Raw genomic sequence first — 20,324 nt, forward strand, 5'->3', positions numbered from 1 at the left:
CATATTCTTGTTTTACCAACTGTAGTCCGGAAAACTTTACCGCGGTTGCCAGTTTCGAATTATAATGTTCGAATGTGATGGCAAAAATGGCCACTGAACAGCGCATTCAATCCTAAAAATGGTGAAGAGATTGCCTTTCAACACCACCTCTCAAGAGCATAGCGAGGGCTTTATTCGCCTCTCTTTGGCTGCCCCGTTTTTGCAGTATCTCATCGACCGCGAGATCGATCCGCAACCAGCTTTGGATCAGGTCGGGTTGAAGGCCGAACTGTTGTCTGACCCATCCGTGTTCGTTCATTCAGAGTTGGTCTACGGGTTGGTTAATACCTTCTCAGAAGTTTCAAGGGATCGGTATCTTGGACTGAATGTTGGGGAGACGTTTGACCTGCAAGCATGGCCACCTTTCGCCCAGGCCTTGCAATCGACAAAGACATTATTCGAGTTTTTTACCCGATTTGTCCGGCTTGTGCCGCAGGAATCCAATTCCGTGCGGCACAGCCTTGTCATTGAAGCGGACAAAGCGACCTATCGTATCGAAAGGCAGCAAGAACCGACTGTTCCACCCGTTCAGGTGACCGGCTTTGGAGCCGCAATCTATGTACGCCTATTGCAGACCGTCGTCGGCGATTCCTGGGATTCTTCGCGCGTGCGATGGGAAAGCAGATACATCAATGGTCTACCTATCGACTATAAAGGGATCGAGGTTGGCTTGGGAACCTATCCCGGAATGCAAATTAGCTTTCCTGTGGAATGGTTGTTTTTGCACCATGTCTCTGAGTGTTCTGGCAAACCCGTAGCCTCACCGCGACAAGATGAAGAAGTAACCGTGGTGGCAGCTTTGCGATCTGTTTTACGTGACAAGCTAGATGAAACCGATTTGGGACCAAATGTAGTGGCTGGGTTGCTGGGGATACAGCCGGAACGGTTTCTGAAGGCCCTTCAGCAACAAGGCACAACGCTACCCCGCGAAATCAAGCGGCTGCGTGTCGATGTGGCAAAGGAGCACCTAAAAGAAGACCAGATGACAATTGCAGAGATCGGTCTGATGCTCGGCTATTCTGACAAGTCCCATTTCACTCGCTTTTTTCGAGGTCAAACCGGAATGACACCGACCAAGTTCCGCCTTGGTGCATAATTGCTGGACTGCTTTTCCACTTCTTTACAAATGGGGACCAACAAGTATTCGCAACACATTTTTTGAAGCCCCTATCTTAGGATCGCAGGGGGACAATTTCCCCATAGCCCCTACGGCAGCTCTTACAGTGCTACGCCTCCGCTTAAGCAAACCTCTGATTAAGTTCGATCGGCAGCAATTCTGATTGAAGCAAGTTGTCATGCGCTTTTGGACCGTTGGGAAACCGGTGCGACCCCCAAGCCACTGACAACGCAAGGCATCTCTCCAAGATAGCACTGGTCGCGGCAGAGGAAAACAACACCTTATTGCACGTGCGGTTTGAGTTAAAACGCTTCGTTGGCTCCGAATTTGCCGGAAGGCCGTGTCTTTCATCACCCACCATCCCCTCAATCCAGGCCTGCGGCGATGCGACCTTGTTGCAACCGATTGCAAAATGGGTGCAACGGGGCATAGTATTTGCCCATGAAAATGTCGAATACCACCTTACTTGCTCACTGGCCCCGTTCATGAGTGTCACGCTAAAAGACGTTGCCGCACTTGCTGGGGTTTCGCGGTCCGCCGTGTCGCGCACCTTTACCGAAGGCGCGTCGGTTTCTGCCAAAACCCGCAGCAAAGTCGAAAAGGCTGCAGCCGAGCTGGGCTATAGCCCGAACGCGCTGGCCTCCAGCCTGACCACCGGGAGGACCAAACTGATCGGGCTGATCTCGAACAACTTCCACAACCCGATCTTCCTGGAGGTGTTTGATCAATTTACCCGCGCCCTGCAAGAACGCGGCTTGCGCCCGTTGATCGTGAACCTGACGGATGAGACCGAGCCCGCAAACTCGGTCAGAATGCTGCGGCAATATTCGGTGGATGCCGTCATTGTGGCCTCATCTACCTTGCCGCCCAGCTTTGCAAAGGCGTTTCATGATGCGGGCGTTCCGGTGGTGCACACGTTCGGGCGGTCGGCCACCTCGCCCGAGGTTCATGTGGTCGGGATCGACAATGTCGAATGTGGGCGAATGGCGGCGCGGGAATTTCTGGCGCGGGGATATCGGCACATCGGCTATCTGGGCGGCCCCAAGGATGCGACATCGGCGATGGATCGCTATCACGGTTTCATGGAAGAGGTTGAAAAACACCCAAACCTGAAAGTCTCACATTCTTTCGCGACAGGATATTCGTTCGAGGCTGGCCGCGCCGAAATGCTGCGCCTGCTGGCCGGCACCCCGGCCGAAGGGTATTTCTGCGGCGACGACATCCTGTCGATCGGTGCGCTGTCGGCCCTGTCCGACCACGGCCTGCAACCCGGCAAAGATATTGGTATCATTGGTCTGAATGATATGGAGATGTCGCGCTGGGAAAGCGTCGATCTGACGACGATTCACCAGCCGATCAAGCAGATCATAACCGCATCCGTCGATCTGGTCGAAGAGATGCTGAAAGACCCCGAGCGTTACCCCGAGGCCCGTATCTTTCCCTGCCGGGTGATCGAGCGGGGCACGTTACGGCCCCGCCCCTGATCAGCGAAACATTGGCGGGCGCGCGTCGGTCCAGGCACCATGATTTTTGGACGACGCGACCGCCGCGTGAACGGCGGCAATCGACCGCACGCCGTCGGCGGGGGTTGGCAGCCCGTCTCGGACCTCTCCTTGAATGGCATCGGCCAGATCGCAGTAGATATTGGCCACCGCCAGCGGGAATCCTTCGGGGTGAGCAATCGCTACGCGCGACAGGCGCTGCGCGTCGTCATGCAACCCGCCTTCGCCTTTTTCGATGATCTGCGTGCGCCCTCCGACCGGGGTATAGACCAACTGATTGGGCTGCTCGGACGCCCAGCGCAGACCTCCGGTTTCGCCAAAGACCTGAATATCAAACCCATGCTGCCGCCCGATAGCCACAGATGACGTCCACAGCCGACCAACCGCGCCGCCCTCGGTGCGGAAGTTGATCATCGCGTCATCCTCCAGCTCACGGCTGACGATGGTCGAGGCCATGTCGGCAGACAGGGTTTTCACCTCATCGTCGCTGATGAAGCTTGCCATGTGCAGTGCGTGGATGCCGCAATCGGCGAACTGCCCGGATACGCCCGCCATCGCTGGATCATAGCGCCAGCGCACACGAGGGTTATCCGCGTCGGTCGCGTCACCGTGGTGGCCATGGCTGAAATTTGTCACTACCAAACGCACCTTGCCAATATCACCCGCCCGCACCATCGCACGCGCCTGCCGCACCATCGGATAGGCGGAATAGCAATAGTTCACCGCGCAGATTTTGCCCGATGCTTTGGCCACACGCACGATCTCCTCGCCCTCTTCCACGGTCATAGTCATCGGCTTCTCGCATAACACGTGGAAACCGGCCTCGAGAAAGGCTTTGGCGATCTCGAAATGGGTCGCGTTCGGGGTGGCAATCGTCACTAGATCAATTCGGTCGGGGCGGTCTTTTTCACCAGCCAGCATCTCTTGCCAATCGCCATATGCCCGGTCCTGCGCCACGCCCAGACGCTGCGCATATTCTCGCCCGACTTCTGGGCGATGGTCCAACGCGCCTGCGGCGAATTCAAACATCCCGTCGGCCAGCGCACCCAACCGGTGGGCGGGCCCGATCTGACTGCCCTCGCCGCCACCAATCATGCCCCATTTCAGCTTTGCCATGATCTTAGTCTCTCTGTTGTCTTGTCGTGTGTTCGATCAGAAATCACTGACGTCCTGCCATTGCCGCTGGTCCGAAGACGCCAGCACCGCCGCCAGAACACGGTTCACCTCATGCCCGTCGCGGAAGGTCGGCCAGATGTTTTGGCCTGTATGGATGGCCTGCAGGAAATCCTTCGCTTCGATGATGATCTGGTCCTGATAGCCAGTTCCATGGCCCGGTCCCTGACAGAAGGGTTCATAATCCGGGTGCGCCGGGCCGGTCAGGATCTTGGTGAAACCCCGAGATGCCTCGGGGCCTTCCCGGCAATACAGCCACAGGGCATTCTGATCCTCTTGATCAAAGCGGATCGCACCCTTGGTGCCAGAGATCTCATAGGCGTAACCCATCTTTCGCCCCGTCGCGACGCGGCTGAAATAGAGGTTCCCCATGACGCCGTTTTCGAACCGGCACATCATCTGGGCATGGTCGTCATTCGTGACCTCTCCGCCCGGTCGGTGGCGGTGGACGGTTTCCACATCAGCCATCACCTGCGTAATCGGCCCGATCAGGGCCATCGCACCGTTGACCATGTGTGGGGCCAGATCACCGATAGTGCCATTCGCCATGCCCGTTGTGCGCCAGGTCGCTGGGGCTTGGGGATCGGCATAGAAATCCTCGGTATGCTCGCCCCGAAACCAGGTGATGTCCCCGATCTCACCATCCGCGATCAACTGCCGTGCATATTGGCTGGCAGGTGTTCGGATATAGTTGAAGCCAACCATGTTGATCGCGCCCGCCGCCTCGGCAGCCGCCACCATCGCTTGGCTGTCCTCCAAAGACGCCCCCAGGGGTTTTTCGCACAACACCGGCTTGCCCAGCGCAAAGGCCGCCTCGGCGATCTGGCGATGCGTGGACTGGGGCGAGGCGATCACGACCGCCTCGACCTTTGGGTCGTTGACCAGCACCTGCCAGTCATCCGTCGCACGCGCGAACCCATAGGCTGCGCGATAGCGTTCCGCACTGGCAGGGGTCGAGGCGCAGATCATCTCAAGACGCGGGCGTAAGGCTGTGTTGAACACGGCGCCAACAGCGGCCATCGCAACCGAATGGGCCTTGCCCATATAGCCGCCACCGACGATTCCAATTCCGATTTCAGGCATTTGCAGCGGCTCCGAACAATATATTTGCAACCGGTTGCAAAATCAGTATCGTGAGAATCGACTTAACGCAAGGACCAACGATCCCTGCACGCCCCTTTTCGCCGGAGGACAAGACGTGAGCGCTTTGATGGATGGGATCAAAGGAAACCGATTTGCCGTTTTCGGACGCGCAGGCATGGATATGTTTGCCGACCCCATCGGCACCAAAAGCGAACATGCCGAAACCTTTCGCGCTGATCTGGGCGGCTCGTCCGCCAATATCTGCGCCGGGCTGGTCAAGCTGGGCAGCCAGGCGTCGCTGATCACTTCGGTCTCGGATGACGCGGTGGGGCGGTTCTGCCTGAACCGGCTGGCGCACTATGGGGTGGATACCTCGTTCATTCGCGTGATTGGCGGTGAATATCGGATTTCGCTGGCGGTCTATGAAAGCTGTGTTGAGAATTTCCAGAACGTCATCTACCGCAACGGCGCGGTCGATTTTCAAGTTACCGAAGAGGACATGGACCGGGTGGACTATGGCCGATTTTCCGCCGCGATTTCGGCCGGAACAGTCTTTGCCGCCGAACCCTCGCGCAGCGCGACGTTCCGCGCGTTCGACAATGCGCGCGCCGCCGGGCTGCCGATCATCTTTGACATTGACTACCGACCTTATAGTTGGCCCTCGCCCGAAGTGGCCGCTGACGTGCTGTCCCGCGCGGGCGAAGCCAGCGATCTGATCGTGGGCAACGACGAAGAGTTCGGATTCATGGCCGGCGGTATCGAGAAAGGCTTTGCTAAAGCTCAGGAATTGGCCCGCAAGCCGGGGCGCGTCGTCATCTATAAAATGGGTGAAAAGGGTGCGATCACGCTGGCGGATGGGCAGGAATACAAAACCGGCATCTATGCTGTTGACGCCATCAAACCCGTGGGCGCAGGCGACAGTTTCATGGCCGGTTTACTGGCATCGATCGCGGCGGGCCATTCGCTGCGCGACGCGGTGATGCGGGGATCAGCCTGTGCATCCATCGTGGTCTCGCAACCCGGCTGTGCGCCCGCCATGCCCACCACGGCTCAACTGGACGCCTTTCTTGCGTCCCACCCCGGTCCGACGACCTAGGAGGTTCAATGCATATCGCCCCTTTTGATAACCAGAACAAACCCATCGTGGATGTCGACGATCCGACGGTGCCGCTGAACTATTTCAACATCGTCAAACTGAAAAAGGGCGAGGCGTTCGAATACCAGGTGCCCGGCTATGAGACCTGCATCGTGCCCGCCACCGGTAGTGTCGATATCGAGGTCGAGGGCGTACAATTCCCGGCGCTGGGAAACCGGGGCGAGGATGTTTGGGACGGCGAGCCCGAAGGGGCCTATGTGCCGGTAGGCGCCAAGGCGCAGATGGTCTGCCTGTCCAATAGTGCTGAGGTCTTCGTGGCCGGAGCCAAATATGACAAGGTGCTGGACCCGTTCGATGTGCGCGAGCATGACCTTGTGCAATATGGCAGTGACGACACCAAAACTCATCGCAAGATCAAGCACATTCTGGGTCAAAAGCAGCACGACAAAGTGGGCCGTCTGTTGGTGAGCGAGCTGTTCACCGTCGGTCAGGGCGGCTGGTCCGGGTTCCCCAGCCACAAGCACGACACCAACCGCCTGCCCGATGAGACGCGGCATGATGAGACCTATAATTTCCGATTCAAACCCAACTGGGGCTCGGGCCTGCAGATGTTGCAGCGCGAGGATAACGAACCGGGGGATGCTTATCACATCGTCGATGGCTCGACCGTTTGCATTGATACAGGGTATCACCCCTGCTGCGTCCTGCCGGGCTATGAGATGTATTATTTCACCATCCTTGGCGGTCTGACCCAGCGGTCTCTGGTGCAGTATTTCCAACCCACCCATGCCTATCAGATTGAGACGATTCCGGGCATCAAAGACATGATCGCCAAGTTCAAATGACCCTCGTTACGCTGAAAGACGTCCTGCAACCGGCCTACACGCAGGGTTATGCCGTCGCCGGGCTTGTGACGCTGGGATGGGAGGACATGCGCGCCTATGTGGCCGCGGCCGAGGCGGAAAACGCCCCGGTTATTCTGCAGGCGGGCCCAAGCTGTCGTGAGCACACCCCTTTGCCCGTTCTGGGCAAGATGTTCCGGCATCTGGCGGAAAATGCCTCAGTCCCGGTCGTGGCGCATCTGGATCACGGCTATACGTATGAGGACTGCAAGATCGCACTGGACAGCGGCTTTACCTCGCTGATGTTTGACGGCTCGCGCAAGCCCTTGCAGCAGAATATCGATGAGACCGCTGCCATCGCCGAAATGGCCCATTCCGCAGGGATTTCCTGCGAGGGTGAGATTGGCTTTGTCGGTTATTCCGGGGGTGAGGGGTCAAACGGAACCGATCCTGCCGAGGCCGCCCAATTCGCCCGGCAAAGCGGTGTCGACGCGATGGCAATCTCGGTCGGCAATGTGCATCTGCAACAAGACAAAGAGGGCGGGCTGGATGAGGCCCGTATCGCCGAGATTGACGCGATGACCGAGGTGCCGCTGGTGATCCATGGTGGTTCGGGCGTGCCGGTCGAGCAACGCGCGCGCCTAGCCCGCGAGACGTCGATCTGCAAGTTCAACATCGGAACCGAGCTGCGCATGGCCTTTGGCACCGCCATGCGAGAAGCAGTGAACCGCGACCCCGAGCGGTTCGACCGCGTGACCATCCTAAAAGAGACCCATGACCCGGTCGAGGCCGCCGCTCGTACTGTCATTCGGGCCTTTGGCGCACCACCTCAGCGCTAAGCTCAGGCGTCGCGTTCCATGATCCATTCGACCTCAGGGGCCGGGACAAAGCGCCATTTGCGTAAGGGCCCGGCCATGACGTTCAGATAATACATCTCGAACCCATAGGGCGCGCCGCAGGGATGGTGGCCTCGCGGGACACAGACCACGTCGCCATCTGAAACGGCCATGGTTTCATCCAATTGGCCGTCATCCGTGTAGACTCGCTGAATGCCAAACCCGTTGGCGGGGTTCAGGCGGTGATAATAGGTTTCTTCCAGATAGGTGATGCGGGGATAGTCATCCTCGTCATGGCGATGGCTTGGATAGGATGACCAGTTGCCGTTTGGCGTAAAAACCTCGGTCACAAGCAGGCTGTCGGCGTAGTCTTCCGCCTCCATCGCGATGTTGTTGATATGGCGCGTGTTGGTGCCCTTGCCCCGTTCAGTCAAAGTAATGCCGTCCGGCCCGATACGACGCGCTTGATGTCCGCCTTGACCGGGGGCGGAACACACGGCCAGAACGCAATCAGTTTCCGCAACCGCCTGCCAATCGGTCCCGTTGGGCAAATAAAGGCAATGCGGAGGGGTCTTTTCGAACACATCCATCCGGTCGCCCAGCACGCCCCAATCCTGCCCCGCCCCGGTGATCTGCGCCTTACCTTCGACCATGACCAGGATGACCTCGCGATCACCGGTCACCTCGGAAGCTGTGTCGCCCGCGCGCAGATGGTAGAGGCCAAACCCGACATAGCGCCATCCGGCATTTGCCGGGGTGATGTCATGCACCTTTCCGCGCGTGCCAAAGGGTTTTTTCAAAAGGTCTGCCATCTCGTGTTCTCCGTATTGGGCGGGCGCGTTCGCCCGCCCGATATTGCGTTATGCTGCCTGTCGGGTTTCCAGCGCTGCAAGCGCCTGTGCCAGTTGTTCTTCTGTCCACCCTTCGGATACCGCGCTGCGCAGGATATCGGCTTGGCTGGCGGGGGCGTTCCCGCCAACCGGTGGGTCCGTATCCAGATTGGTTGGAAACGGATACCCCTCGGCAGTGGCAGAAATGGCCGCATCCAGTTCCGGCCCCGACAGATCGCCACGCTGCTTCAGCGCCACCAGCGCCGGGAACGCCCTCAGCGACATGGCGCGCCGGTCGATGGCCTCCATCGCGCGCCCAAAGGCTGAAGAGACCTGGAGCAGGTTCGCCATCCTGTTGATATCCGCGCTGCAGTTCTCGCCCGCCGCATGAAACAGCGCCGGGTTGAAGAAAACAGCGTCACCTTTGTCCAATGGCAACTGGATATAGTTGGCTTCGAAATGGTCGCGATGCGCCTCATCGTGAAACGCCAGATAGCCCCGAGCATAAAGCTGCGAAAACGGCAACAGCTTGGTCGGACCACTTTCGACCGGCATATCGCAATGAGCCACAGCGCCCTGCAAGGTCAGAGACGCTGTCACCAAATGCGCATGCGCCGGATACCGCGCGGCGCTTTCGGCGCTTTGAAACCCCAGATGATAGTCCCGATGCGCTTGCTGCGCCTTGCCACCGGGGCGGACCTGATTGACCTGTGCAGTCATCTGATAGTTCGGACCCAGCCACGCCTCACACGCAGCCGCAATTGAGGTGTTGCCGAAGTAAAGCGCAAAGCCCTCGGGATCCTTCATGCATTGCTTTTGCAGCGCATTCCACACCCGGTCATTGGCACCCGAGGCCGCAAAGTGATCGCCTTCGCCTGCCCCGCCTTCGCGCTCTTCGTCGATGATCTGTTGAAACACCTCCGTCGCCCGGTCGATCACGGTGGTATCCGCATAAGCACCTTTCAGCGCGATCACCCCGGCCGAGCTGTTCAACACCTGCCCCCATTCCGCAAGCAGAGCTTGACGTCGCGCGCCATCCTCTAGCGCAGGCCGCAGGGCACTCATGTCATAAACGGGTACGTTCTTTTCAATGCCCGCCGCATGCGGCACCGCTGACGCCTGTAGGGCCTGAGAGGTCAACACCTTGAATTCATCCAGATCACAGGATTCCCGGTCAAAATATCCGACATATCCAAGCTCTTGGCTTACCATGATTTTCTCCTTTCTCATGGCTTTGGTGTTGCCCATCGGGCGGTGAGTCATGCAGTGATCGTCAGCCCAGCCTCCTCACAGACTTCGACAATGTGTTCGTAACCCTTCTTCGAATACTCGTAGGGTGGCGCTTTGGCGGGGTCCTGTTCGGCCTCAACCACGATCCAGCCGCGGTAATCCATCGTCTTCAGCGCGTTTGCGACGGCTTGGAAGTCGATGCAGCCATCACCGGGCACGGTGAAGGCGCCGGCAATGACGGCATCCAGAAAGCTGCCATTGTTCTCGCGCGTTTCCTGCACGACCTGCGGGCGGATATCCTTGAAATGCACGTGATGCACCCGGTCGCCCCAACGGTTCAGAGTGGCCAGTACATCGCCACCCCCGAACAGCAGGTGACCGGTGTCAAAGCACAGCTTCACCTCGGGGCCCGACCCTTCCATCAGCCAGTTCACGTCATCTTCGCTTTCGATGATCGTGCCCATGTGATGGTGATAGGCCATTGGCATACCCTGATCCGCCATCCACTTGGCCAATTCGGTGATCTTGGCGGCGTAGGCCAGAACCTCATCCTTCGACAATTTCGGGCGGTCGTTCACCGGCGTTCCGATCTGACCCTGAACGGTGTTCGAGCATTCGGCGTATACGATACAGGGGCTGTTCAGCGCCACGAATTGTTCGACCTGTTCGCGCACGGCCTCGCGTTCGGTGGCAAAATCGTTCACCAGCGACGCGCCCGAGCACCAACCACCGCAAAGCGCAATGTCATTCGCCTCAAGATAAGCGCGCAGACCTTCGGTATCGCCGGGCATCCGCTGGCCGCGTTCGACGCCGGTATAGCCAATCTCACGCGACTCCTTCAGCGCCTGCTCCATGGTGTACGCGGCCGTCAGATCCGGCAGATCATCATTCTGCCACGCGATCGGAGAGATTCCGATTTTCACGCTCATTTGGTATTTCTTTCCTTGATCGCCAACTCGTAAGCCGCGCGTTTTTCGTTCACTTCAGGGCGGATGCTGACTTCGGGCACCGCCACTTCCCACCACGTGCCACCATATTCGGTCGAGGGGTAGGGATCGGTGTCGATGACTACCACATACGGCCCCTTGATATCGGCGCGTTTGGCAAGCGCGTCCTCGAGCTCGGCAATCGAGCCGGCCTTGACCGAAGTCGCCCCCATCGCTGCCGCATGAGCCGCAAAGTCGATACTGGACGGGTTCTCATGCACCGCGTGGTCCAACAGGTTGTTAAATTCGGCCCCACCGGTGCCCATCTGCAGGCGGTTGATGCAGCCAAAGCCCCGGTTGTCGGTGATCACCACGGTGAAGGACACGCCCATCATCGCGGCCGAGGCCATCTCGGAATTGGCCATCATATAGGTGCCGTCGCCGGTAAAGCAGATCACGTCGCGCTCGGGCTCGGCCATCTTGATGCCCATGGCACCCGCGATCTCGTACCCCATGCAGCTGAAGCCGTATTCCATGTGATATGCGCCAGGGCGCGGGGCTTTCCACAGTTTGTGCAGTTCACCCGGCATGGTCCCGGCCGCGCACATCACCACCGTATCGTTATGCGAGGCGCGCTGGACCGCGCCCACAACCTGCATATCCGTCGGCAGCGCGTTCCCGTCGCCGGGCGCGTCCGTGAGCTTATCGACCTTGCCGTACCAATCGGCCTTGAGCCTGTCCGAGACCGGATCGGCGCGATAGCCTTGAAGGGCAGCGCCCAGTTCGGTCAATCCGACGCGCGCGTCCGATTGCAACGGCATCGCGCTGTGTTTCTCAGCGTCATAGGCGTTGGTGTTCAGACACACCATCTCGCGATCCGGGTTCGAGAACAGGCCCCATGATCCGGTGGTGAAATCCTGCAACCGCGTCCCTACTGCCAAAACCAGATCAGCTTCGGCGCAGACCTCATTGGCCGGTTCGCCCCCGGTCACGCCAACGGGGCCCAGGTTCAACGGATGGTCCCAGGCCAACGCCGACTTGCCCGCCTGCGTTTCGGTGACGGGAATGTTGTGCATTTCAGCAAAGCTTTGCAACGCTTCTGTCGCATCCGAATAGTGCACGCCGCCCCCGGCGATGATCACCGGCCGTTTGGCCGCCTTGAGCGCCGCCGCCGCGCGGGCCAGCTCACCTTCATCCGGGCGGATGCGGCGCTGATACCAGACTCGGGGCTCAAAGAAGCTTTCGGGATAGTCATAGGCTTCGGCCTGCACATCCTGACAGAAGGAGAGTGTGACCGGCCCGCAATCGGCGGGGTCCGTCATGGTGCGGAAGGCGCGCGGCAGGGCGGTCAGCAGGTGTTCAGGCCGAGTGATGCGGTCGAAATAGCGGCTGACCGGGCGGAAGCAGTCGTTGGCGCTGACTGTACCGTCGCTGAAATTCTCGGGCTGTTGCAGAACCGGATCGGGCCCGCGCGTCGCAAACACATCACCCGGCAACAGCAAGACCGGCAGCCGGTTCACATAGGCCAGCGCCGCCGCCGTCACCATATTCGTGGCTCCCGGCCCGATCGAGGACGTCACCGCCATCGTCTGCGTCCGCCGCTTTTGCTTGGCATAGGCAATCGCGCAATGGGCCATGGTCTGCTCGTTGTGGCCGCGATAGGTGGGCAAGCTGTCTTTGACGGCATGCAGCGCCTCGCCCAGCCCAGCCACATTCCCATGGCCAAAGATGGCCCAGACGCCTGCGATAAACGGTTCTCCAGCCTCGTTCATCTGCGCGCCAAGATAGCGGACCAGAGCCTGCGCCGCAGTCAGTCGGATTGTCTTGCTCATTCGTGTTTCCTTTCAACACAAGGCCTTTATGGGCGATCCGTTGAATTTCAGTTTTACCAATATGCGTGACGGGTCCGTGTCAGACGGTCCCGCCCAGCGACCCTTCCAGTTCGGCCAGTTCCTGTCCACCGGCCATGAGATCCTGCAACTCTTCGGGCGAGATTTCACCGCGTTTAGCAGTACCAAGCGTCTGTCCCCTGTTCAGCACAGTGAACCTGTCGCCAACCGCCAAGGCATGGCGCACGTTATGGCTGATGAAAACAACGCCGACGCCCTGACTGCGCACCTTGTCGATCGTGGCCAAAACATTCGAGGTCTGGCGCACCCCAAGGGCCGAGGTCGGTTCGTCCAAAATCAGAATCTTCGCGCCGAAATGCACCGCACGGGCGATGGCAACCGTCTGGCGTTCCCCCCCTGACAAGGTGCCGACCGCCTGATCAGGCCCACGCAGGTTGATGCCCATCTTACGCATCTCCTCCATGGTGATCTCATCGGCCAGTTTCTTGTCGAAGAAATTGATGCCCGCGACTTTCTTCGTCGGTTCATTGCCCATGAAGAAGTTTCGGCTGACGCTCATCAGCGGGATCATGGCCAGATGCTGATGCACCGTCGCAATCCCCGCCGCAATCGCATCGCGCGGATCTTCGAAATGCATAGGCTGGTCTTCGAAAAATATCTCACCCGCCGTCGGCTTATGCACGCCGGACATTGTCTTGATGAAGGTTGATTTGCCTGCACCGTTGTCGCCCAGCAGGCAATGACACTCACCTGGCCTCAGATCGAAGCTGACCCCAGCCAGAGCGATCACCGAGCCAAAGTGTTTCTGGATATCGACCATCCGAATGATTGGGGCCCGTTCCTGCGCATCGCCGTGATGGAATTTGGTATCTTCGGTCATCTCAGCGCTCTCCTGTGATGATGCGGCGGATATAGGTGTTCAGGATCACCGCACCCAGCAGGATCACACCCAAAAACACCCGAAAGAGTGAGCTTTCGACCCCCGCAAAGAACAGCCCCTGCTGAACAACGCCAAAGATCAGCGCGCCCAAGGCCGCACCCAGCACCGAACCGTAACCTCCGGTCAGCAGCGCGCCGCCAATGACCACGGCAATGATCGCCTCAAACTCTTTCAGCAAGCCGCGATCCGCCCCGGCTGATCCGAACTCCATCACCTGACAGGTGGCGAAAACCGTGGCGCAGAAGGCGGTGAACATGAACATCAGAATCTTGACCCGGTTCACCGGTACACCAGAATTCCGCGCCGCCTCGGCATCGCCGCCCGCAGCAAAAATCCAATTTCCGAACTTTGTCTTGGTCAGAAGGATGTGACCAAAGAGGATGATGGCAAGCGCCCAAATGATCAGCATCGGAATGCCGTCGACCACAGGTTGACCGGCGCGTGTGCCGCGCTCGAAGGTCTCGATAATGCCCGCATCACCCAACCAGACGAACAGACCCTGCCCGACCTTGCCACCAAAGACTGCAGCCAGCCAATCGCCCTCGGCCACGTCGCGAATGCCACCTATGATGGTTTTACGCTCAATGGTTTGGGGCAAGTAGATGGTGAAGCCACGCAGAATGAACAGAAAGGCTAGCGTTACGATAAAGCTGGGCAATCCCGTGCGCACAACGATGTAGCCGTTAACCGCACCGATAAAGATACACAGCGCGAAGGTCACAATGATCGCCATCCAGACCGGCCAACTGAGCGTGACCGAGAAGATTGCGATCATCATCCCCGCGAACCCGATCATCGAGCCTACGGACAGGTCAAACTCACCTGCGATCATGAGTAGGCAGGCGCCCACGGCGATGATCATGAATTGGGCCGAGACAATCGACCAGTTCATTACGCCCTGCGCGTTGAACATGCCGCTGTCAAAGGCAAATAGCAGGAAGAATGTGAAGACGGCAACGGTGCCGACCATTCCGCCCAACTCCGGACGGATCAGGGCCTGACGCAACGGCGAGATCTCTTTGACCCGTTCGTCGCCGCCCGCTGCGGATTGCGCTGATTCAGCCATAGGTGCCTCCCCTCGCGCGCTTTAGAATGTTTAGAATAGGTGGGGTGCGGACGCAGCGTGAGCGTCCGCACCGATCAGAAGATCAGCGGTATTCGCCCGCAAACTCTTCGATTTTTTCAAGCCCGTCTGCGGTCACGAAACCGGGGCCCGAGTTGATGTTGTTACCCGGCAGAACGCCATAGCGGTGGTAGTTGGCCATCACAACAACCGGCAGATAGGCCTGAAGGAAAGGCTGCTGGTCGATGCCCCACTGGATCACACCGCTTTTGATACCTTTCACGATCTCACCACCCAGATCGAAGGTGCCGAAATAGATGTCACCGGCCATGCCGTTCTCTTCCAGCGCCAGAATGGTCGGATCAGCCGAGGTCGGCCCCAGCGTCAGCACGGCATCCGTATCGGGGTTGGCCGAAAGATAAGCCAGAACGCGGTTCTTGATCTCGGCCGGGTCCTGACCAGCGTCGATCATCTGCTCACCCAGTTCGATCCCCAGACCGTCGGCAAAACCCTGACACCGCTCCTGGCTGGAGGGCTGTACGATATAATGGTTCACACATAGGAACGAGCCGATACCGTCGCCCTTGGCGCGCAGACCAGCGGCGTAGCCTGCGTCATATTCCGGCTGGCCGACATACATCAACGCACCCACTTCCCGCGCCTTTTCCGGCGTGCCGGTGTTCATGATGATAACGTCGATGCCCGAATCCACGGCAGCTTTGATCGGGCCTTCCAGAATGTCAGGGTCCGCCAGCGTCGTGATAATCCCGTTCGGACCCGAAGCAGCGGCCTGATCAATGATCCGCGCCATGTCGGCCAAGTCACCGGTAGGCGGATTGCGATATTCAACCTCGACACCCATCTGCTCGCCCGCCAGAGCGATCCCGTTCTTGATGGTGTTCCACCAGCTGTCACTGTCCGGAGCGTGGCTGACCAGAATGTACTTCTCGCCCTCGGCCGCAGCGCCAGTGACGCCCGCGAACGCAACGGCGCTGGCCATCAGCACGCCCTTTACAAACTTCTTCATTTCCATTCCTCCCAATAGAACAGTCAATCTGTGTGCCGGGCTTGCCCGGCCATTCGGTTAAACCGAATCTCCTCTGCCCCGGTTCGGCACCGGGCTTTCCTCAGTTTGAGGATATCCGGCAATTTTGCAACCGGTTTCAAAACACATCCTCCAAAGCGACCGGTTGCCCGGTTTTTGCCGAGCGCGTCGCAGCCTCGGCCATTGCCAAGGCGGTCACGCCATCCTCCAACGTGACGGGCATCGCCATGCCGGTTTGCACCGCGCCGACAAACGCATCCCATTCGGCCCGGTAGGCTGGCATGTAGCGCTCCAGGAAAAAATACGTTGGCTTTGCTCCAACCACGCCATCGACCGTGGATTTGACGACCGTGTTTTCCAGAACGTTATGGGCCTGAAGCAACCCAGCGGCCCCAAGCAATTCAACCCGCTGATCATAACCATAGGCTGCACGCCGCGAATTCTTGATCACCGCGATGGCACCATTGGCGTAAGTCATTGTGGTTACAGCGGTATCCACGTCTCCAACAGCCCCGATTTCGGGATCCACAACCGAGGATCCAACCGCAGAAATCGTGATCGGCGCCTGCCCCATCAGGTAATTCGCCATATCGAAATCATGGATCATCATGTCCCGAAACAACCCGCCAGAGGTTTTGACATAGCTGACGGGCGGCGGAGCTGGATCGAAAGAGGTGATCGATAATAACTCGGCCTTGCCGATATCTCCGCTGGTGTAAGCCTGCTTCAAAGACGCGAAACTGGGATCGAAGCGGCGATTGAACCCGACCATCACGGGCTGACCCGTTGCGGCCGCGACCTGTTGGCAGGAAATTGCCCGTTTCAGGTCCAGATCAACCGGTTTCTCGCACAAAACCGCCTTTCCGGCACGGGTCGCCGCTTCGATCAGGTCCGAATGGGTGTCCGTCGGTGACGCGATCAGCACCGCATCAATCGCCGGGTCATTGATCACCGCCTCGGAGGTGCATGCCTGCGCCCCATATGCGCTTGCCAGAGCTTCGGCGGCCTCGGCCACAGCGTCAGACACGGCGCTCAACTTGGATTGCGCATGCCCGGCTATAGCCTCAGCATGAACACGGCCAATCCGTCCCGCGCCAATCAATCCGACGTTCAGCATGAGGGTTCCTCGAATCCTTACTCCAAGCCACAGTGTTGGTTTTTGCAACCGGTTGCAAGAATTTTTTTGCTGTTGCGTATTCCAGTGTCAGCACCCGGTTCGACCGACAGAGGATTTTTCTTGGGTTTCATGATAAGATGCAGCCCTGTTTGTGAGTTCCGGGGGGTGTTGCAATGGTTGAATATGGAATTGCCACGGGTACGGTTGGCGGTTCTGTCGGCGGTGGCGGTGGCTACCGCGGCGGAGGTGGTGGCGGAGGGTCGAATATCTCGTACTGGGTCGGATATTTCGAACAGAACCCCGAGATCATGATCGCCGCACTTGTCGGCATCTTTCTGGTCGCGCGGTATGTTCTGGCGCGGTGATCGCGCGATGCTCGGGCCTGTCGGGCCAAACCGGTGAGAAATGGCGATCCCTGAAGGACTCGAACCCTCAACCTGCTGATTAGAAGTCAGCTGCTCTATCCAGTTGAGCTAAGGGACCGCTGCGCCCTTCTTGCGGTTTTTATGCGCGGGGTTCAAGGGCCAAGCGCATGAAGGCACTGTTTGGGTCTTCGGAGTAACCAAAGATCGGGCCGCAATAGGAATAGCCCAGCGCCTCGTAAAGCTTACGCGCCGCGTCATAGTCGGGCAAATGGGCTGCCCCGGTTTCCAGAACCAGTGCCTGCATCCCGTCAGACCGCGCGACATCCGCCAGATGGGCCATCATGGCGCGCGCCAGACCCCGGCCACGCGCCGCCGCGACGATATGCACGGATTTAACTTCGGCCGTGCCATCCGGCAACGCCTTGAGCGCACCGCAGCCGATGGCCTGTTCGGCGTCAAACATCGCCCAGAACCGGATACCAGGCCCCGCAAGACCGCTGGCATCCATCGTATGATTGCTTTCCGCCGGTCCCGCAGTTTCACTATGGGCAAAATGCGCCTCAATCACCGGGCGCAGCGCGTCCGATGTTGGGTCAGCTTCGCGGATGTCGATCAATTCAGTGCGTCCAGGGTGCGCGCCGGTTGGTGGCGAAATTCTCTCCATATCCACCTGCTCGAACGTTGGGTTTGCGCTTGTGCGGCTCGGTCACCTGAGCATCAATTCCGTGGTCCTTGGCGTAATCCAACGCCTCTTCCTTGGTGTCGAATTTCAGGCGCACCTGAGTTTGCGTGTCGCTGGAGGAGGTCCAGCCCATCAACGGATCAACCTCACGCGACGAAGCAGGGGCATACTCCAGAACCCACTTGCGGGTTTTGGCCATCCCCGAGGTCATCGCATTTCGCGAAGGCTGGTAAATCCGTGCGCGCATGTCGCCTCTCCGTACTCACTTGGCTGGGCATGTTTATGCGTCAGAGCTGCTGCGTGGACAAGTCCGTAAATGTCGCAACTTGGTGTGATTGAAATGGCCTCTTGAACAAGAACAAAAACAGATCAAAATCAGGCTCGAAAGGAATCTCCCCTTATGGCCTATGCACATTCCGACAAGACCCAGCTGACTGCCGAAGACGTCCGCGCCCGCCTGAAACTGGAAGGCGGCAAGGCATTTGTCATGCATACCGATTTTTCCCCCGCAGGGGATCAGCCAACGGCCATCAAGGAACTGGCAGGCGGCGTTCAGGATGGCGAGCGGGATCAGGTTCTACTAGGCGCGACCGGCACGGGCAAGACCTTCACCATGGCCAAGGTGATCGAAGAAACCCAGCGTCCCGCCATCATCCTTGCGCCCAACAAGACGCTGGCCGCGCAGCTCTATGGTGAGTTCAAAGGCTTCTTCCCCGAAAACTCGGTCGAGTATTTCGTCAGCTACTATGACTACTACCAGCCCGAGGCCTATGTGCCGCGCAGCGACACCTACATAGAAAAAGAATCCCAGATCAACGAACAGATCGACCGGATGCGCCACTCGGCCACCCGCGCGTTGTTGGAGCGTGATGATGTGATCATCGTGGCGTCGGTGTCTTGTATCTACGGCATCGGCTCAGTCGAAACCTACGGGGCGATGACGCAAGACCTGAAAGTCGGCAGCGAATATGACCAGCGGCAGGTAATGGCTGATCTGGTGGCTCAGCAATACCGCCGCAACGACCAGGCGTTTCAGCGTGGGTCCTTTCGGGTTCGTGGGGACAGCTTGGAGATCTGGCCTGCCCACCTTGAGGACCGTGCGTGGAAGCTGTCATTCTTCGGTGAAGAATTGGAACAAATCACCGAGTTTGATCCTCTGACCGGTGAGAAAACTGATACGATGGAGCAGATCCGGGTCTACGCAAACTCGCACTACGTGACGCCGAAGCCCACGATGCAGCAGGCGATCATCGGCATCAAAAAAGAGTTGCGCATCCGGCTGGACCAACTGGTCGGCGAAGGCAAATTGCTGGAAGCCCAGCGACTGGAACAGCGTACCAATTTCGATCTGGAAATGCTTGAGGCGACCGGCGTTTGCAACGGGATCGAGAACTACTCGCGCTATCTAACCGGCCGTGCGCCGGGCGAACCACCCCCGACCCTGTTCGAATTCATCCCCGACAACGCCATCGTCTTTGCCGACGAATCCCACGTCTCGGTCCCGCAAATCGGCGGCATGTACCGGGGCGACTATCGTCGTAAATTCACACTGGCCGAACACGGGTTCCGCCTGCCGTCCTGCATGGACAACCGCCCCCTGAAGTTCGAAGAATGGGACGCCATGCGCCCACAATCCGTCTTTGTTTCAGCCACCCCTGCGGCGTGGGAGTTGGACCAATCGGGTGGCGTTTTCACCGAACAGGTCATCCGCCCTACCGGCCTGCTGGACCCCGAGGTCGAAATCCGCCCCGTTTCGATGCAAGTGGACGACCTGCTGGATGAGGTGCGCAAGGTGGCCGCCGATGGCTTCCGCACGTTGGTCACGACCCTGACCAAACGCATGGCCGAAGACCTGACCGAATACCTGCACGAACAGGGCATCAAGGTGCGCTACATGCACTCGGATATCGACACGATCGAACGGATCGAAATCCTGCGTGACCTGCGGCTGGGGGCCTTCGACGTGCTGGTCGGCATCAACCTTCTACGCGAGGGGCTCGACATTCCCGAATGCGGGCTGGTCGCCATTCTGGACGCCGACAAAGAAGGGTTCCTGCGGTCCGAGACCTCTCTGGTCCAGACCATCGGCCGCGCCGCGCGGAATGCCGAGGGCCGGGTTATCATGTATGCCGACAAGATCACTGGTTCCATGGAACGCGCGTTGAACGAGACCAACCGCCGCCGCGCCAAGCAGATCGCCTATAACGAGGAACACGGGATCACCCCCGAGACGGTGAAAAAGAATGTCGAGGACGTTCTGGCCGGGTTGTATGAGGGCGACGTCGACATGAACCGCGTCACCGCCACCATCGACAAACCGATGCACGGCGCCAACCTTGAGGCCCATCTGGACGGGTTGCGCGAACAGATGCGCAAAGCCGCCGAGAACCTTGAATTCGAAGAGGCCGCCAATATTCGGGATGAGATCAAACGTCTGGAGGCGGTCGATCTGGCCGTCGCCGACGACCCCATGGCGCGCCAATGGGCGGTCGAGAAAGCATCCGAGGATGCGGTGAAATCGCGTGGTCGGTCAACGGCTGGACGTCCGGGGCAACGCGGTGGGAATGTGAAGCGACGGAAGCGTTAGA

The 20,324-nt window shown here is 58.9% G+C and carries 19 protein-coding genes and 1 tRNA gene; 7 read left to right on the forward strand and 13 right to left on the reverse strand.

What is annotated here, in order from left to right; all coding sequences use genetic code 11:
- Positions 1-130: 130 nt before the first annotated feature.
- Both ACR0C5_RS07725 and ACR0C5_RS07730 read left to right on the forward strand, forming a co-directional pair.
- Positions 131-1,135, forward strand: a complete 1,005-nt coding sequence (locus ACR0C5_RS07725) for an AraC family transcriptional regulator (protein ID WP_480875749.1) — start codon at positions 131-133, stop codon at positions 1,133-1,135.
- A gap of 506 nt (positions 1,136-1,641) precedes the next feature.
- Positions 1,642-2,640: a LacI family DNA-binding transcriptional regulator gene (locus ACR0C5_RS07730; RefSeq protein WP_480875752.1), complete on the forward strand. Its 999-nt coding sequence runs from the start codon at positions 1,642-1,644 to the stop codon at positions 2,638-2,640.
- Here the strand turns inward: ACR0C5_RS07730 and ACR0C5_RS07735 are convergent, their stop codons facing one another.
- Positions 2,641-3,774 carry a Gfo/Idh/MocA family protein gene (locus ACR0C5_RS07735; protein WP_170772348.1) on the reverse strand — a complete coding sequence of 378 codons (1,134 nt, stop codon included), beginning with the start codon at positions 3,772-3,774 and terminating at the stop codon, positions 2,641-2,643.
- Positions 3,775-3,810: 36 nt separating this feature from the next.
- Positions 3,811-4,914, reverse strand: coding sequence for a Gfo/Idh/MocA family protein (locus ACR0C5_RS07740; RefSeq protein ID WP_480875755.1), 1,104 nt, complete (start codon positions 4,912-4,914; stop codon positions 3,811-3,813).
- A gap of 127 nt (positions 4,915-5,041) precedes the next feature.
- On the opposite strand from ACR0C5_RS07740, the gene ACR0C5_RS07745 reads away from it, so the two are divergent.
- The 3 genes from ACR0C5_RS07745 to ACR0C5_RS07755 are packed head-to-tail and all read left to right on the forward strand — an operon-like array spanning position 5,042 to position 7,691.
- Positions 5,042-6,010, forward strand: coding sequence for a PfkB family carbohydrate kinase (locus ACR0C5_RS07745; protein WP_170789823.1), 969 nt, complete (start codon positions 5,042-5,044; stop codon positions 6,008-6,010).
- Between the two features lie 8 nt (positions 6,011-6,018).
- Positions 6,019-6,855 carry a 5-deoxy-glucuronate isomerase gene (locus ACR0C5_RS07750; protein ID WP_170789793.1) on the forward strand — a complete coding sequence of 279 codons (837 nt, stop codon included), beginning with the start codon at positions 6,019-6,021 and terminating at the stop codon, positions 6,853-6,855.
- Complete coding sequence (locus ACR0C5_RS07755; RefSeq protein ID WP_480875758.1) at positions 6,852-7,691, forward strand: class II fructose-bisphosphate aldolase; 840 nt, start codon at positions 6,852-6,854, stop codon at positions 7,689-7,691. The genes ACR0C5_RS07750 and ACR0C5_RS07755 overlap by 4 nt, the downstream gene beginning before the upstream one ends.
- Before the next feature lie 2 nt (positions 7,692-7,693).
- On the opposite strand, the gene iolB is transcribed toward ACR0C5_RS07755, so the two are convergent.
- The 8 genes from iolB to iolG all read right to left on the reverse strand — a co-directional run bounded on the left by iolB (position 7,694) and on the right by iolG (position 16,689).
- Positions 7,694-8,500, reverse strand: coding sequence for a 5-deoxy-glucuronate isomerase (gene iolB / locus ACR0C5_RS07760; protein WP_170772357.1), 807 nt, complete (start codon positions 8,498-8,500; stop codon positions 7,694-7,696).
- 48 nt (positions 8,501-8,548) lie between these two features.
- Complete coding sequence (locus tag ACR0C5_RS07765) at positions 8,549-9,730, reverse strand: phytanoyl-CoA dioxygenase family protein (protein WP_480875761.1); 1,182 nt, start codon at positions 9,728-9,730, stop codon at positions 8,549-8,551.
- Between the two features lie 47 nt (positions 9,731-9,777).
- Positions 9,778-10,677 carry a myo-inosose-2 dehydratase gene (iolE, locus tag ACR0C5_RS07770; RefSeq protein ID WP_480505814.1) on the reverse strand — a complete coding sequence of 300 codons (900 nt, stop codon included), beginning with the start codon at positions 10,675-10,677 and terminating at the stop codon, positions 9,778-9,780.
- Positions 10,674-12,506 carry a 3D-(3,5/4)-trihydroxycyclohexane-1,2-dione acylhydrolase (decyclizing) gene (gene iolD, locus ACR0C5_RS07775; protein WP_480875764.1) on the reverse strand — a complete coding sequence of 611 codons (1,833 nt, stop codon included), beginning with the start codon at positions 12,504-12,506 and terminating at the stop codon, positions 10,674-10,676. Before iolD ends, iolE begins: the two co-directional genes overlap by 4 nt.
- 79 nt (positions 12,507-12,585) lie before the next feature.
- Positions 12,586-13,404, reverse strand: coding sequence for an ATP-binding cassette domain-containing protein (locus ACR0C5_RS07780; RefSeq protein WP_480875766.1), 819 nt, complete (start codon positions 13,402-13,404; stop codon positions 12,586-12,588).
- A gap of 1 nt (position 13,405) precedes the next feature.
- The gene (locus ACR0C5_RS07785; protein WP_170772368.1) at positions 13,406-14,530 is read right to left on the reverse strand and encodes an ABC transporter permease; all 1,125 of its coding nucleotides are present in this window, start codon (positions 14,528-14,530) and stop codon (positions 13,406-13,408) included.
- An 82-nt stretch (positions 14,531-14,612) separates the two neighbouring features.
- Positions 14,613-15,527: a sugar ABC transporter substrate-binding protein gene (locus ACR0C5_RS07790; protein ID WP_237217418.1), complete on the reverse strand. Its 915-nt coding sequence runs from the start codon at positions 15,525-15,527 to the stop codon at positions 14,613-14,615.
- A 163-nt stretch (positions 15,528-15,690) separates the two neighbouring features.
- Positions 15,691-16,689: an inositol 2-dehydrogenase gene (iolG, locus tag ACR0C5_RS07795; RefSeq protein WP_480875769.1), complete on the reverse strand. Its 999-nt coding sequence runs from the start codon at positions 16,687-16,689 to the stop codon at positions 15,691-15,693.
- Positions 16,690-16,862: 173 nt separating this feature from the next.
- Between iolG and ACR0C5_RS07800 the strand changes: the two genes are divergently transcribed.
- Positions 16,863-17,054 (forward strand): hypothetical protein, encoded by a 192-nt coding sequence (locus ACR0C5_RS07800; protein WP_170772373.1) that lies wholly within the window; start codon positions 16,863-16,865, stop codon positions 17,052-17,054.
- 41 nt (positions 17,055-17,095) lie between these two features.
- Here the strand turns inward: ACR0C5_RS07800 and ACR0C5_RS07805 are convergent.
- The 3 genes from ACR0C5_RS07805 to ACR0C5_RS07815 all read right to left on the reverse strand — a co-directional run bounded on the left by ACR0C5_RS07805 (position 17,096) and on the right by ACR0C5_RS07815 (position 17,983).
- Positions 17,096-17,172, reverse strand: a tRNA-Arg gene (locus tag ACR0C5_RS07805).
- Between the two features lie 21 nt (positions 17,173-17,193).
- Positions 17,194-17,718 (reverse strand): GNAT family N-acetyltransferase, encoded by a 525-nt coding sequence (locus ACR0C5_RS07810; RefSeq protein WP_480875772.1) that lies wholly within the window; start codon positions 17,716-17,718, stop codon positions 17,194-17,196.
- On the reverse strand, positions 17,672-17,983 hold the full coding sequence (locus ACR0C5_RS07815) for an ETC complex I subunit (protein ID WP_170772375.1): 312 nt from the start codon (positions 17,981-17,983) through the stop codon (positions 17,672-17,674). The genes ACR0C5_RS07810 and ACR0C5_RS07815 overlap by 47 nt, the downstream gene beginning before the upstream one ends.
- A gap of 153 nt (positions 17,984-18,136) precedes the next feature.
- On the opposite strand from ACR0C5_RS07815, the gene uvrB reads away from it, so the two are divergent.
- Positions 18,137-20,323, forward strand: coding sequence for an excinuclease ABC subunit UvrB (gene uvrB / locus ACR0C5_RS07820; RefSeq protein ID WP_480505802.1), 2,187 nt, complete (start codon positions 18,137-18,139; stop codon positions 20,321-20,323).
- The last annotated feature ends 1 nt before the right edge of the window (position 20,324 follow it).

The sequence above is a fragment of the Ruegeria sp. N8 genome, from assembly GCF_056531325.1.